Below are 13,517 nucleotides of genomic sequence, written 5' to 3'. Positions count from 1 at the left end.
TTACGTCATGAACCTCGGGAATGTCCGCTCGCTCGCGGAGCCACCGCCCGCCACGCTCGCGGTGTTCCCGCCCGATGGATCCACTGACCTGATCGACACCGACGAGCTCGGCGAGGCGCTCGCGCAGCTCCGCCAATCGGCGCCGAGCGCACGCATGAGTTGCAGCCCCGATCTCGCCGAAGCAGCCGAGCCGCTCGGCTACGAGGTCGTGCCGTGGACCTTCGGCGCGCGCGCCGAGCGTGCGGCGCTCGCCCTGCTCCTCAGCGCGGGCATGCCGTACGTCGATCTCGCGGATCGCGCCTCGATCGTCGGGCTCGTTCGCGCCGCCGCGCGGCTGGTCACGGTCGCCAAGGACCGCGACCGGTTCTGGCGCATCGAGGCCGCGGTGCAGGGCACGGATTCGGCCGGCAAGATCTCGACGACGGTCTCGGTGATCGCGTCCACGAGCCCCGATCCGGAGAAGATCAACGTCACCGTGTTCTCGTCGCGCGCCGACGCGGACGCGTACTGGCAATCGGTGTCGACCCCGCCCGGCCGTCCGGCGCCGATAGGCTACGTCACCTTGGACCTGACGCGGGCCTACACGCACGCGCTGCGCACCGCGCTGGAGCTCTTCACCGACCAGACCTGGGCGCCGTCGGCGGCGGTCACCGATGGTGACACGGATCGAAACCTCAGCGATCTCGAAGCCATGATGCTGGCGGCCATCGCGTTCACGGTCGCCGATCTCGCGGAGCACCCCGACGAGCCCGCGTGCGAGACCGTATTTGCCGAGCGCGATGTGACGTTGCTCGTGAAGGCGTCCGCGCAGAACACGCCCCCGAGCGCAAGCCGCTATCGCGGCTCGCAGGGGTGGTGGACCTGAGCGCAATACAAATCGGATCGACCCGATGCCGGTATCTCGTGATCACCTGGCCGCGACCCATGAGGCTCGGGCCAATGCCGTCGCGCCTTTTCGCCGGAACCAGCGAGGCAGCGGCAGGCGATTGCTGGGTGCTCTCCGCTTGCGACATGTCGACCGCTGCCGGTAGGTCCGAATTTTCTCGGCAGCCGAAAGGAGCCTCTTCCCGCATTCCCGGCTGCATGTTCGCTTTACCACCTACAGAAGTGATTTTTCTTGACCTAACCAATTCGGCGTAATACGAACCATTCCTGGCAGAGCCGGGGGCTTTCGGAGCGGGGGTCCCACGAAGGGGGGTTCATTCGGGCCTGGAGGCGATTTCCCTCACGACGGCGGATTGTTCCGATCCTGCGAGCCGACCAGCCGGCATTTGCTGCACAGCGGCGCATTGCGCCTGCGCGGCGCATGCCACCGGAGCGGCCACAGGGGTTGTACGGTCTCGAGTGTGACCGAGGCCACGCGGAAACAGCGCCCGCGCATGTGAAACCTCGGGGAGCCGTCCCGGAAGCGCCGGGGATCTCCCATTGCATCGGGAGCGGCAACCCGGAACGGCATGGCCAATCTACGGGCGATTCACTCGGTGGGCTTTTCGCTGGTGAAATACCTGCGCAACGCCTATCCCGCCGATCTCAGGCAAGAACACCCGTGCGATTTTCGACTCATCTCGTCCGGTGAGCTCAACGCCACGAACGTCGACTTCGGGACCGCGGTCACGCTCTACCTCTATCGCGTGACGGTGAACCCGTATCTGCGCAATTCGCATCACGTCAACGCGGCTCATCAGACGGTGCTGCCGCTGTCGGTCGATCTCCATTACCTCGTCACCATCTGGGCCGACAGCGCCCTCGTCGAGCACACCATCCTCGGGTGGGTCGTGCGCGAGCTCTATATGCACCAGACCCTCAGCCAGTCGGATCTCACGTCCGAGGGGGGCTGGGAGGGGGGCGATCTGGTGCAGCTGATCCCGGCGGAGCTGTCCAACGAGGATCTCATGCGATTGTGGGACGCGCTGGATCCGGGGTACCGGCTGAGCATCTCCTACATCGCCCGCGTCGTCCGGATCGAGCCGGACGTGCTGCCGGAGTCCCCGGCCGTGGTGGCGCGCCGGCTCCGAGCGACCGAGAAGGATCAGAATCGATGAGCGGACGGCGGCCCGGGAGGCGGACATGCTCGACGTGATCGACGACCGCGTCCTCGGGGCCCTCCGGTTCGTCGACGCGACCACCGGGGTCGCCGTCCGGGCGCCGATGCGCGTCACCGCGCCCCTCGCGCGCTTCATCCGCAATCGCACGGGCGCCTACGCGGTCACCTGGGCGGCCGGCCTCGACGCGCACCTCGCGCAGTTTCAGGCGCCCCCCTCGTCGCCGCCGCTCGACTCCATCCCCCTGTCCATCGCCGTGAGCGATCCTGCCCGCCGGTACCTGGCCCGATCGAGCTCGTTTCAGCTCCCGCGCGACGCCGACCCGGCGCGGGCCGCCGCCGGAGGCTCGCTCTTCCGGGCCATGGAGATCGCGCTCTACCCGTCTCCCATTGCGCCGATCGATCCGGGGTGGGCCGTCGTCCGCGCGAGCGTGCGGGACCAGAGCGGCGCCGCCCTGCCCGGCGCCTACGCGCGGCTGCGCCGGGCCTCGGAGCCGACCTCCGCGGAGCCGCCGCTCGCCCGCGGCATGGCCGACGACCGGGGAGAGGCGCTGATCCCGGTCGCCGGCGTGCCCGTCACCAACTGGGAGGCGGACGACACGCTGCCGGTGCTGTCGACCGAGATCGAGGCGGTGCTCGAGGTCTACCACGACGCGAACGCCGGCTCGCCGCCGGATCCCGATCTCATCGATTCACGGCGGCTGCTCGAGCCGCCGGATCCCCATGCGCTGTCCAAGACAAGTGTGAACGTGCGGTTGGCTTCGGGGAGGGAACTCGCCGTGTCCGTGGTGATCACCCGATGAGTGGAAACCCCGCCCCACAGGCTCTCTGGTAAGGAGGCTCGCTCGTGCCCGAATATCTAGCACCAGGCGTATACGTCGAGGAAACCAGCTTCCGGGCCAAGTCGCTCGAAGGCGTGAGCACGAGCACGACGGGCTTCGTCGGGCCGACGCGACGCGGGCCCGTCGCTCCGAGCGATCCCGACGCGATGCCCGAGCTCCCCGAGCTCCTCACGAGCTTCGGGGACTTCCAGCGGATCTACGGCGGGTTCGACGATCTGCAGTATGGCACGAACTACCTCGCGCACGCGGTCCGCGCCTACTTCGACAACGGCGGATCGCGCCTGTACGTGGCGCGCGTGATCGACGCCACGGCAGGCACCGCGGTCTCCGGGAACCTGGCCGCGAGCATCTCGTTCGCGGCGCGCTCGCCCGGGCAGGCGGGGAACGGGACGATCACGATCATCCCGCATTTCACCGACGCGACGAAGCGGAGCATGGACCGGGCCCCGCAGGGCACCGTCGTCCGCGTCGGCGCGAAGGGCGCGGCCGTGGCGCGGGGCGCGCAGCTGGTCGGCAACCGCGTCGGCCCGTGGTCCCTCCCGCGCAACGGCCGACTCGTGCTCCGCCTGACCGGCGCTGGCAGCAACAACACGCCGGAGGCCGGCGTCGAGCTGGCGCTCGCCGGGAGCCCGGCCGAGGCGCAGGCGCAGGGCACCCTGCCCGCGCCGCTCAACCTGTCCGCCGAGACCGAGGTGAGCCGCACCCTCACCGTGCGGATCGACGGCGTGGAGCAGACGTTCGTCCTGCCCGCCGCCGACGGACAGACGCGCGACGCGGTGGTCGCCCTCATCAACGGATCGATCGTCGGCGGGTATGCCCGGCTCGACGCCGACCGGCTGGTGATCGGCAGCGACGTCCAGGGGACCGCCTCGCGGGCGTCGGTGCTGTTCACCGGCGCAGCCGCGGGCCTCGGCTTCACCGCCGCGGTGGAGGCGGCCGGCTCGGGCGACCTGCCGAACGTCCGGCGCGTGACCGTGCAGGACCTGCAGGCCCGCCTGGCCGGCTTCCAGGGGGGCGAGGTGACGCCCAGCACCGACGCCAATGGCAATCTGGTGCTCACCGCGGCCACCCCCGGCGCGGGCCTCTCGCTCCTGTCGCCCGACGGCGGCGCGCCCCTCGTCAATGGGCTCCTCGGCTTCGCGGCCGAAGCCGCGGCCGCCGGCGCCGCCGGCGGCGCGGTGACGTTCTATTACAAGGACGACGCCGGCTGGATCCCCGAGTCCGGCGCCGGCACGCCGCTCGATCTCGGGCTCAACGACAACGCCGCGCCGAGCGTCGATGGGACCGAGTTCGTCACGCTCGGCGTGGTCGCCACCGACGCCGACGGCATCTCGAAGACCTACGATGATCTCGGCCTCGCGCCCGAGCACCCGCGCTACATCGGCAAGGTGCTGGCGCAGAACCCCGCCCGGCGCGCCGACCAGCTGGAGAACGTGTTCGCCTTCCGCGACGGGGGCGCCACCGTCGCCGAGCTCCGGCAGGCGCTCCTCAGCAACGCCGGGCTGCCGCCCGTCGGCCAGCGCGCGATCCCGGTCCGCACGGTGGTCCTGAACGGGGGCACCGACGGCGCGCCGCCCGCCCAGGTGAGCTACGAGGCGGGGCTCCGCCAGCTCGCCGTGGAGGAGGGGATATCGATCGTCGCGGCCCCGGGCGAGTCGCGCTACCCCGATCACCAGGGCATCCAGGGGGCGCTCATCACCCATTGCGAGCGCCGGCGCGCCTACCGGATCGCGGTGCTCGACACCGCGCCGGGGCTCGTGATCAGCGGCGCGCAGGCGGAGAAGGCGCGCATCGACTCGACCCACGCCGCGCTCTACTACCCGTGGGTCGTGGTGAGTAACCCGCTCGCGCGCGTGGGCGACGAGAGCATTCCGCGGGAGATCGCCCTGCCGCCGTCGGGCTTCGTGTGCGGCATCTACGCGCGCACGGACGTGACCCGCGGCGTGTTCAAGGCGCCGGCCAACGAGGTCGTGCGCGGGGCGCTCCGCTACGAGGTGGACGTGAACTTCGCCCAGCAAGAGGTCCTGAACCCGGCGGGCGTGAACTGCCTGCGCTTCTTCCCCGGGCGGGGGAACCGCGTGTGGGGCGCCCGGACGGCGAGCTCGGACCCCGAGTGGAAGTACGTCAACGTGCGCCGCTACTTCAACTACGTGGAGCGCTCGATCGACGTGGGGACCCAGTGGGCGGTGTTCGAGCCGAACGGCGAGCGCCTGTGGGCGAACATCCGCGAGACCGTGTCGAGCTTCCTCGTGAACGAGTGGCGCTCGGGCGCGCTGCTCGGCGGGAGCCCCAGGGAGGCCTTCTTCGTGCGCTGCGATCGCAGCACCATGGACCAGAACGATCTGGATAACGGCCGCCTGATTTGCCTCATCGGCCTGGCGGTGGTCAAGCCCGCGGAGTTCGTGGTCTTCCGCATCGGCCAGAAGACGGCGGACGCCCGCAGCTAATCACAAGGAGACGCCCAATGCCGCGTGAAGTGCCCTATCCCAATTTCAACTTCACGGTCAGCTTCGACCCGGCGCTCGAGGACGATCCGTTCGGCGGGTTCTCCGACGTCTCGGGGCTGATGACGGAGCTGACCGTGGCCGAGTACCGCAACGGCAACGATCGCGAGAACCACGTGCGCAAGATCCAGGGCGTGCACAAGGTCGGCGACGTGACGCTCAAGCGGGGGCTCATCGACTCGGCGAGCATCTGGAAATGGATGGAGTCGGCGCGCGTCGACGGCCCGGCCGCCAAGCGGACGGTCACCATCAAGATGCGCGACGAGAGCGGGAAGAACGACGTGCAGACCTGGACCCTGCTGCGCGTCCTCCCGCTCAAGTGGACCGGGCCGACCCTGGCCGGCAAGGGCGGGGGCGACGTGGCCACCGAGGAGCTGGTCCTCTCCTGCGAGGGCCTCGTCTACGGCGTGCCGGGAACGGCGTAGCGACGTCCGAGGGCGCCCGGGATGCGAGGACTGGTCATCGAGCTGCAAGCGCCGCTGTCTCCGCCGGCGCCGAACCGCGCGGACGTGGCGTGCTTCGTCGGCTTCGTCGCACGGCGGGCGGGCGCGTCCGGCCCGCTGCCGTCCATCGTGCCTCCCGCCGGCGCCCAGGCCGCCGATTACCCCCTTTACCGCTGGTTCCATGAGCAAGGATGGGTCCGGTCGAACGAGCGCATCTACGACCGGGCCTCGTCGTCCGCCGGCCTCGCCTCGCCCGATCTCGCGCCGCCGCCGCCGCCTGCCTGGGCGCTCTCCGACGCCGACCTGGACCTGCTCCTCGACGTCCCGGTCCCGATCGACAGCTGGGAGGCGTTCGAGCGGCTGTTCGCCTGGGAGAGGCGGCCGTTCACCGTCTCGGGCGGCGAGCCGCTCGTGGGCCCGTCGTACCTGGGCGCGGCGGTGCGCTCGTTCTTCGCGCAGGGCGGGCGCCGCTGCTACGTCGTCCGCGTCGGCGACCCATGGCGCTACGACGCCGAGCCCGCGGCGCGGCGCGCGGGGCTCGACAAGCTCCTCGGGCTGTCGGCCGCGGGCGGCGTGAAGCTCCCGCCCGATCGGCGGGATCGGGCCACGTGGAAGGGGGTTGGCCACCTGTACGGCCTGCCGGAGGTGTCGTTCGTCTGCCTCCCCGACCTCGCCGACGCCGTGGCGGCGGGGCGGCCCTGGCCGACCGAGGCGCCCTCGGCCCCGCCGGGCGAGGAGGTGTTCACCGCCTGCGCGGAGCGGCCCCCGATCCCGGCGGATCGGTTCGTCCGCGGGTTCGCGCCGCCGCGCGCCGACGAGGAGGGTTATGCGGCCTGGGCCGGCGCGATCCGGCGGATCGGGACGATGCTGCAGCGGGATCTCCGCGAGATCCAGCTCGTGGCCTCGATCCCGCTGCCCCACCCGTCGGCGCCGGCGGCGCGGGCGGACCTCCTCCGCTTCCTCGCGTCGCGCGGCTGGCTGGGGGCGCAGCTCAACGGCGAGGAGGGCGCCACGCCCGAGGGGCTCTCGAGCGCCTTCGTGCAGCTCGCGTGGCCGTGGGTGAAGACGCTCGGCTCGCGCGGCCTGCCGGCCGAGCTGGAGAGCCCCGACGCCGTGCTGACCGGCGTCCTGTCGCGCAACGCGCTCACGCGGGGCGCCTACCGCAGCGCCGCGCGGCTGCCCGCCGCCGAGGTGTTCGACGTCGAGCCCGGGCTGCGCAACGAGGACCTGGCGCTGCCGGAGGTGGGCGCGGCGCTGGCGCAGCGGGTCTCGCTGATCGGGCCGACGCCGCGCGGGATCGAGGTGCTCTCGGACGTGACGACCTCGCTCGACGAGGCCTACCGTCAGGCGAACGTGAGCCGGCTCGTGACCGCCATCGTGCGCGCCGTCCGCGCGCTCGGCGAAGACGTGCTCTTCGAGGCGCAGGATCCCCGGCTCTGGGCCTCGATCCGCGCGTCGATCGAGTCGCTCCTGCTCGCGCTGTGGCAGGAGGGTGCGCTCGCCGGCGCGACCCCGGCCAAGGCGTTCCAGGTCCGGTGCGACCGGAGCACCATGAGCGAGCGCGACGTCGACGAGGGCCGGCTCGTCGTGGAGATCACGCTCCAGGCGACGGCGGTGATCGAGCGGATCCGCGTCGTCCTGGCGATGTCCACCGGTGTCACGACCGCGCAGGTGACGGCCGCATGAGCGCCCCCGACCCCTTCCTGCTGTTCAACTTCGAGGTGACGTTCAAGGAGTTCGACCTCCAGCAGGGGCGCGAGACCGGCGGCGATCGGATGCTCTGCTCCGCGGCCTTCTCGGAGGTGACGGGGCTCGAGGCGACGATGGAGCCGAAGGTCATCAAGGAAGGGGGGAGGAACTATGGCACGGTGCAGCGGGCCGGGCCCGTGACCTTCGGGACCGTGGTGCTCAAGCGCGGCCTCACCACGCAGCGGGACATGTACACGTGGTTCGCGCTCGTGGCCGGCGGCAGCTACGCGCGGCGGCTCACGGCGTCCATCGCGGTGCGCAACCCGAAGGCGGACCAGGTGCTCTACACGCTCAAGCTGCACCGGGCGCTGCCCATCAAGTTCAAGTCGCCGGATCTGAACGCCTCGACGACGAACGTCGCGATCGAGGAGCTGCACCTGGCCCACGAGGGCCTGGAGATCGTCGGGGGATCATGAGCTCTCCTGGCGCACCGCCCAGCAAGAAGGTCGAGCTCTATCGGCTCGACGCGAACGGCAATCCGCCGGGCACCCCCACGGTGACGGCGCAGTACAACCCGACGCAGCTCCAGTACACGATCACGAACACCGCCGCCCGCGGCAGCGGGTCGCAGCGGACGCAGCGGGTGGACGAGAGCAGCGCCAAGCTGAGCATCGAGCTGGTCTTCGACACCACGGACACAGGTCAGGACGTGCGCCTCAAGACCCAGGAGGTCGCCGTCCTCATGGAGCCGGACCCGAGCACGAAGGTCCCGCCCAAGGTGGATGTGGTCTGGGGGGCGTTCAAGTTCCGGGGCCTCTTCGACTCGTACCGGGAGACGATCGATTTCTTCTCCGAGGACGGGATCCCGCTGCGGGCGACGGTCAGCCTGACGATGAGCAGCCCGGCGGAGGAGAACCGCGTTCCGCCGGCCGTGTTCCACTTCGCGCAGGGCGGGAGGGCGGCCGGCTTCAGCGGGCAGGCGCAGCTCGGCGCGGCGGTGGAGACGCCGGCGCGCTCCGGGCCGGTGTCGCGGACGGCCCAGGAGGCGGGGGACCCGAGCCGGGCGCGGGACATCGCCGCGATGAACGGCGTCGAGGACATGCGGAACCCGTCCGGTGAGACCGACACGCTGGTCGTGCCCGAGAGCGAGCCGGAGCTGCTCGAGGCGGTCGCGTTCGCGAGCGGCGGGGTAGGCGCGGGGTTCTCGGCCGGCGCGGGGTTCTCGGCGGGTGTCGGCGCGGGATTCTCGGCGGGCGCGGGCTTCTCTGCGGGTGCGGGCTTCTCTGCGGGTGCGGGCGCGGGCTTCTCTGCGGGTGCGGGCTTCTCTGCGGGTGCGGGCGCCGGCTTCTCTGCGGGTGCGGGCGCCGGCTTCTCCGCGGGCGCAGGAGCGGGCTTCTCGGCAGGTGCGGGCGCGGGGTTCTCTGCGGGCGCAGGCGCCGGCTTCTCTGCCGGTGCGGGCGCCGGCTTCTCCGCGGGCGCCGGCGCAGGCGCGGGCTTCTCTGCCGGTGCGGGCGCCGGCCTCTCCGCGGGCACAGGCGCCGGCTTCTCTGCCGGTGCAGGCGCCGGCTTCTCCGCCGGTGCAGGCGCCGGCTTCTCCGCGGGCGCAGGCGCCGGCTTCTCCGCCGGCGCAGGCGCCGGTTTCTCCGCCGGCGCAGGCGCACGCTTCTCCGCCGGCGCCGCCTTCGCCGACGCCGGGGGCAGCTTCTCCAGCGGCCCGATGGCCGGCTCCCTCGCGTCCGCCGGCGTCTCGGCGAGCCAGGGGGCGTTCGCCCTCCTCCGCGCGCCCGCGCCGCCGCCGCGCAGGCCGCTCGATGCGAGCCGCCTCCTGGTCCGGACCGAGAGCACGACCTACGCGATCACCCGGCAAACCCAGTACGCCGTGGGAGGCCGGGTGATCGGCGAAGGCTCGGCCAGCTACCGCGCGGAGGTCGGCCAGAGCGGGAGCTTCAGCAGCAAGATCACGTTCGAGGAGGATTGACCGATGCCCATCGTGTTCGACCAGGTGGAGGGCGTCGTGCAGCGCAGCCCCGAGGACACGACCGCTGGCGCGGACGGCGCGGCCGACGCCGCGGCGCCCCCGGCAGGCGCAGACCCGGAGATCCTCGCCGAGCAGATGGACCGCCTCAAGCGGCGCAAGGACCGTTTGATCGCCGATTAGGACGCCCATGGCCGAGACCCCGCTCAGCACGCTGTCGCAGTACCGAGCCCGCCCGACGGTTCGCCTGGACGATAGTGCCCGCGACAACGCTCGCGTGAGCGCGCTCATCAACGCATTCCGCGTGACCGAGCAGGAGGCAGGCCTGACATCGATGGAGCTGCGCCTCGTCAACCAGGCGACGCCCCAGGCGGGCGGCGACGAGGAGCTGGCGCTCGAGGACGAGCGCGACATCAAGCTCGGGACCAAGATCAAGCTCTACTCCGGCGACGAGAACCGGCCGCGGGAGATCTTCCGGGGGTTGATCAGCTGCATCGAGGCCGAGTTCCCGCAGAACGGCCCTCCCGAGCTCCTGGTGCTGGCCGAGGACCCGCTCCAGAAGGGGCGCCTCGCGCGGCGGACCCAGGTGCACGACCACCTCCGGCTCTCCGACCTCGCGAACCAGCTCGCCTCGCGGATGTCCCTCACGCCCCGCGTCACCGGGTTCACGGAGGACATCGGCACCCACGTCCAGCTCAACGAGAGCGACCTCGCGTTCCTGCGCCGGCTCCTCGCCCGGTACGACGGAGACCTGCAGGTCGTCGGCGGCGAGCTCCACGTCTCGCCCCGCAAGGACGTCCAGCGCGGCACCGTGGAGCTCGCGTGGAACAGCCAGCTCTTCCACGCGCGCTTCTGCGCGGACCTGGCCGACCAGGTCACGGAGGTCACCACCTCGGGCTGGGACCCGAAGCAGGGCCTGCGCGTCGCCGGCTCCTCGCAGGGCGCCAACCTGGGGCCCGGCGGCGGGCGGCTGGGCTCGCAGATCCTGTCCGACGTGTTCGGGGCACGCAGCGAGCACGTGAGCAGCCCGGCGGTGCTCACCGACCTCGAGGCGCGCGCGCTCGCCGACGCCGCGTTCGACCAGCGCGCGCGCCGCTTCGTCCGCGTGAGCGGGACCGCCGAGGGCAACCCGCTCATCCGCGTCGGCACGCTCGTCCGGCTCACGGGGATGAGCCGCCGCTTCAACAACACCTATTACGTGGTCCACGCGTGTCACCGCTTCCAGAAAACGACCGGTCAATACGAGACCGACTTCCAGGCCGAGAGCGCCTATCTGGGGAATCCATGAGCGAGGTGCGAGCATGATGGGCGAACCGCGGCCCGGCGCACCAGGCCCCGGCGTCCTGTACGGGGTCTATCTGGCGGAGGTCGTCGCCGTCACCGGCGACCCCGACAACCTCGGCCGCATCCAGATCCGGCTGCTCGGCTTCGACGGGGTCGGGGAGCAGGACGCGCCCCTGTGGGCCCGCGTGGCCGTCCCCTTCGCCGGGGCGAACCGCGGCGCCTTCTTCATCCCGAACAAGGGCGACGAGGTGGCCGTGCAGTTCGTGAACGGCGACCCGCGCCAGCCGCTGGTCATCGGCGGGCTGTGGAACGGCAACCAGACCGCGCCCGAGACGCTCGGCGGCGACGAGGTCGATCGCTGGAGCTTCGTCGGCAAGAACGGCACGCGGGTGGCCATCGTCGAGGCGTCGCAAGGCCAGGAGCAGATCCACCTCTCCACGCCGAACCAGCTGAACTCGGCGGTCATCACCGCGGACAGCGGCGGGAAGATCGAGCTCAAGACCAGCATGGGGACGGTCAAGATCGAGAGCTCGGGGATCACCATCCAGTCGAGCGCGAAGGTCACGATCCAGGCGTCCCAGGTGGACGTGAAGGCGGGATACGTGGATGTCAGCTCGGCCTTCACCAACTTCTCCGGCGTCGTGAAGTGCACGACCCTCATGGCGACGACCGTCGTGGGGAGCGTCTACACGCCGGGCGCGGGCAACGTATGGTAGGGCACGACGTCATCTTCCGCGGGCTCGGGGAGGCGTCGAGGGAGGGCCCGCCGCTCCTCCTGCAGCTCACCGATCAGAACGTGATCGGCGTGCTGCTCGAGACGCTCGAGACCGAGGACGCCTACGCCGCCGTCCGGGCCAGCGCGGTCAAGGCCCCGATGCGCCTCTACCAGCCGGTGCACCGCACGTTCCACGTCGCGCTGCTCGAGGCGGCGTGCGATCGGCCCGGGGTTCCCCGGCTGGATCCGGCGAAGATCGACAGCGCCGGGCTCGTGGTCCGCCGCGTCGCGAGGGACGGCCTCTCCGCGGACAGGTTCCCGCAGGCCTGGCTGTCCGTCGGCAAGAAGCTGCGCGGCTGGTCCAGGCTCGACGACCCGAAGCGCGACCCCGACCCGGACCGGCGGCGGGTGGTCACGGGCGGCGCGCCGGAGATCGGCCGCAAGGCCCTCCTGAGGGCGCGGCTCGAGGAGGGCGCCGAGCAGGTGACCGAGCTGTTCGTGGCGCCGCCCGCGGTCTGCGAGAAGGCCGGGAAGACGCTGCTCTACGGCCTGATCCCGACGGTCAGCACGGAGATGTCCGAGGCCCCCGCGCCGCCGATCGCCGCGGACGCGTTCGACGTGCCCAGCGGGGCGAAGGACGACTTCCGGGACGCCGTGCTGCCGGGGTACCTCAAGGCCGGCCTGGGGCTCTCGTTCGGCGGCCTCGCGGAGCGGTTCTTCACGGGCCGGTCGGCGGCGCAATACGGGTATTTCGACGACGCCCAGCGGGCGCAGGCCTCGCTGCAGTCCGCCGACGTCGCGCCGTTCTCCCTCGCGCTGGAGGCCGACCGGACCCGCCTCGACCAGTTCCTCGATTTCCTCCGCTTCCTGCGCATCAGCCTGGACCTGTGGGGCAATTCGCCCGATTCGATGGCCTTGCGGAGGCTCCTCGCCGAGATCGTGGTGCCGGCGAGCGCGCAGGAGGACAAGGACAAGGCGGGGCGCCCCGCCGATCAGGTGCTGCTCGACGCGTGCACCGCGCTCATCGCCCCGATCCCCGGCGGCGCGACCGTCTTCCGGTTCCCGTACCGCTGGCCGCCGGTCGCCGCCGACCTCGCCGACAGGATCTACGCGCAGGTCAAGGCGACCGTCGCCGGCCGGCTGAGCGCGCTGCAGCCGGGCGTCGCGCGCTTCGACGACAAGACCGCGCGCTACGAGCTGCGGGCGTTCGTGCGCGTGAAGCGGGACGACGGCTGCCCGCCCGACCTCGTGTGGAGCGCGAGCAGCGCGGCCTTCGAGATCGTCCCCTGGTACGAGAACGGCACCCTCCCGCCGATCCAGATCGAGCTGCCGGACGTCTCGAGCGAGAGCGTCAAATCGCTCCTCCCCAACGTCGCGTTCAAGATGCCGCGGCGGCTGTTCAACTTCCTGAACAGCAACAGCCCCAAGGACCTCATGGAAGGCAAAGGGAAAGAGGGGCTGGACATCGGGCTTCAGTGGATATGCAGCTTCAACATATCCATCATCTTCGTCCTCGCGTTCATCGTGATGTTCATGTTCCTCATCATCCTGAACATCATCTTCTGGTGGCTGCCCTTCATCCGGATCTGCTTCCCCCTCCCCACTGTCTCGAGGCGTGAGGACTCATGACCAGACCCCTCCCGGCTCCGCGGCCGATTGGCTGGCCGTTGCTTCCGCTGCCCGACGCGCAGGGGCGGCTGCGCTACCCCACGCTCGAGGAGAGCGTGCGCGAGATGATCGAGGTCATCCTCCGCACGCGCCCGGGCGAGCAGCTCATGCGCCCCGATTTCGGCGCCGGGCTCGACCGCTTCCTGCACGAGCCGAACACCACGGACACGCGCCGGCGGATCCGCGAGCTCGTCGCCGCGTCCATCGCGCGCTGGGAGTCGCGCGCCCTGCTCGACCGCGTCGAGGTCGACGAGGTGCCGGGGCGCCCGTCGCACGTGCGCGTCGACATCGCCTATCGCCTGCGCCGCACCGGCGTACCGCAAAAAATAGGTTTCACGATGGAGCTCGGAGGCTGA

Annotated in this window: 13 protein-coding genes; all 13 read left to right on the top strand. The window is 71.3% G+C overall.

Going from position 1 to position 13,517, the window contains the following annotated elements; translation table 11 throughout:
- Nucleotides 1-7 precede the first annotated feature (7 nt).
- The 13 genes from WME83_RS46990 to WME83_RS46930 all read left to right on the top strand — a co-directional run bounded on the left by WME83_RS46990 (nt 8) and on the right by WME83_RS46930 (nt 13,517).
- Entirely contained in the window at nt 8-865 is an 858-nt protein-coding gene (locus tag WME83_RS46990) for a hypothetical protein (RefSeq protein WP_437316227.1), read from the top strand.
- Nucleotides 866-1,454: 589 nt separating this feature from the next.
- Entirely contained in the window at nt 1,455-2,042 is a 588-nt protein-coding gene (locus WME83_RS46985) for a DUF4255 domain-containing protein (RefSeq protein ID WP_437316226.1), read from the top strand.
- A 25-nt stretch (nt 2,043-2,067) separates the two neighbouring features.
- A complete protein-coding gene (locus WME83_RS46980) occupies nt 2,068-2,844 on the top strand; it encodes a hypothetical protein (RefSeq protein WP_437316225.1) in 777 nt (258 codons plus the stop codon).
- Nucleotides 2,845-2,888: 44 nt separating this feature from the next.
- Nucleotides 2,889-5,330 carry a phage tail sheath family protein gene (locus tag WME83_RS46975; RefSeq protein ID WP_437316224.1) on the top strand — a complete coding sequence of 814 codons (2,442 nt, stop codon included), beginning with the start codon at nt 2,889-2,891 and terminating at the stop codon, nt 5,328-5,330.
- Nucleotides 5,331-5,347: 17 nt separating this feature from the next.
- Nucleotides 5,348-5,812 carry a phage tail protein gene (locus WME83_RS46970; protein WP_129580097.1) on the top strand — a complete coding sequence of 155 codons (465 nt, stop codon included), beginning with the start codon at nt 5,348-5,350 and terminating at the stop codon, nt 5,810-5,812.
- 21 nt (nt 5,813-5,833) lie between these two features.
- A complete protein-coding gene (locus WME83_RS46965) occupies nt 5,834-7,516 on the top strand; it encodes a phage tail sheath C-terminal domain-containing protein (RefSeq protein WP_437316223.1) in 1,683 nt (560 codons plus the stop codon).
- Nucleotides 7,513-7,995, top strand: coding sequence for a phage tail protein (locus WME83_RS46960; protein WP_437316222.1), 483 nt, complete (start codon nt 7,513-7,515; stop codon nt 7,993-7,995). Before WME83_RS46965 ends, WME83_RS46960 begins: the two co-directional genes overlap by 4 nt.
- A complete protein-coding gene (locus WME83_RS46955) occupies nt 7,992-9,497 on the top strand; it encodes a CIS tube protein (RefSeq protein WP_437316221.1) in 1,506 nt (501 codons plus the stop codon). Before WME83_RS46960 ends, WME83_RS46955 begins: the two co-directional genes overlap by 4 nt.
- A 3-nt stretch (nt 9,498-9,500) precedes the next feature.
- Nucleotides 9,501-9,677, top strand: coding sequence for a hypothetical protein (locus WME83_RS46950; RefSeq protein WP_437316220.1), 177 nt, complete (start codon nt 9,501-9,503; stop codon nt 9,675-9,677).
- 94 nt (nt 9,678-9,771) lie between these two features.
- Nucleotides 9,772-10,782 carry a phage late control D family protein gene (locus tag WME83_RS46945; RefSeq protein WP_437316219.1) on the top strand — a complete coding sequence of 337 codons (1,011 nt, stop codon included), beginning with the start codon at nt 9,772-9,774 and terminating at the stop codon, nt 10,780-10,782.
- Between the two features lie 13 nt (nt 10,783-10,795).
- Nucleotides 10,796-11,494 (top strand): phage baseplate assembly protein V, encoded by a 699-nt coding sequence (locus tag WME83_RS46940; protein ID WP_437316218.1) that lies wholly within the window; start codon nt 10,796-10,798, stop codon nt 11,492-11,494.
- Complete coding sequence (locus WME83_RS46935; RefSeq protein WP_437316217.1) at nt 11,488-13,122, top strand: hypothetical protein; 1,635 nt, start codon at nt 11,488-11,490, stop codon at nt 13,120-13,122. The genes WME83_RS46940 and WME83_RS46935 overlap by 7 nt, the downstream gene beginning before the upstream one ends.
- Nucleotides 13,119-13,517, top strand: a complete 399-nt coding sequence (locus WME83_RS46930) for a GPW/gp25 family protein (RefSeq protein ID WP_437316216.1) — start codon at nt 13,119-13,121, stop codon at nt 13,515-13,517. The genes WME83_RS46935 and WME83_RS46930 overlap by 4 nt, the downstream gene beginning before the upstream one ends.

Source organism: Sorangium sp. So ce385 (assembly GCF_051474135.1).
In the GTDB taxonomy this organism is placed as follows: Bacteria; Myxococcota_A; Polyangia; order Polyangiales; family Polyangiaceae; genus Sorangium; species Sorangium cellulosum_D.
This window is presented reverse-complemented; position numbering and strand designations above follow the sequence as displayed.

Bases quoted from the DNA above. Each gene is read 5' to 3' on its own strand.
- WME83_RS46990 (WP_437316227.1), top strand. From the start codon at position 8: ATGAACCTCGGGAATGTCCGCTCGCTCGCGGAGCCACCGCCCGCCACG.
- WME83_RS46985 (WP_437316226.1), top strand. From the start codon at position 1,455: ATGGCCAATCTACGGGCGATTCACTCGGTGGGCTTTTCGCTGGTGAAA.
- WME83_RS46980 (WP_437316225.1), top strand. From the start codon at position 2,068: ATGCTCGACGTGATCGACGACCGCGTCCTCGGGGCCCTCCGGTTCGTC.
- WME83_RS46970 (WP_129580097.1), top strand. From the start codon at position 5,348: ATGCCGCGTGAAGTGCCCTATCCCAATTTCAACTTCACGGTCAGCTTC.
- WME83_RS46965 (WP_437316223.1), top strand. From the start codon at position 5,834: ATGCGAGGACTGGTCATCGAGCTGCAAGCGCCGCTGTCTCCGCCGGCG.
- WME83_RS46960 (WP_437316222.1), top strand. From the start codon at position 7,513: ATGAGCGCCCCCGACCCCTTCCTGCTGTTCAACTTCGAGGTGACGTTC.
- WME83_RS46955 (WP_437316221.1), top strand. From the start codon at position 7,992: ATGAGCTCTCCTGGCGCACCGCCCAGCAAGAAGGTCGAGCTCTATCGG.
- WME83_RS46950 (WP_437316220.1), top strand. From the start codon at position 9,501: ATGCCCATCGTGTTCGACCAGGTGGAGGGCGTCGTGCAGCGCAGCCCC.
- WME83_RS46940 (WP_437316218.1), top strand. From the start codon at position 10,796: ATGATGGGCGAACCGCGGCCCGGCGCACCAGGCCCCGGCGTCCTGTAC.
- WME83_RS46935 (WP_437316217.1), top strand. From the start codon at position 11,488: ATGGTAGGGCACGACGTCATCTTCCGCGGGCTCGGGGAGGCGTCGAGG.
- WME83_RS46930 (WP_437316216.1), top strand. From the start codon at position 13,119: ATGACCAGACCCCTCCCGGCTCCGCGGCCGATTGGCTGGCCGTTGCTT.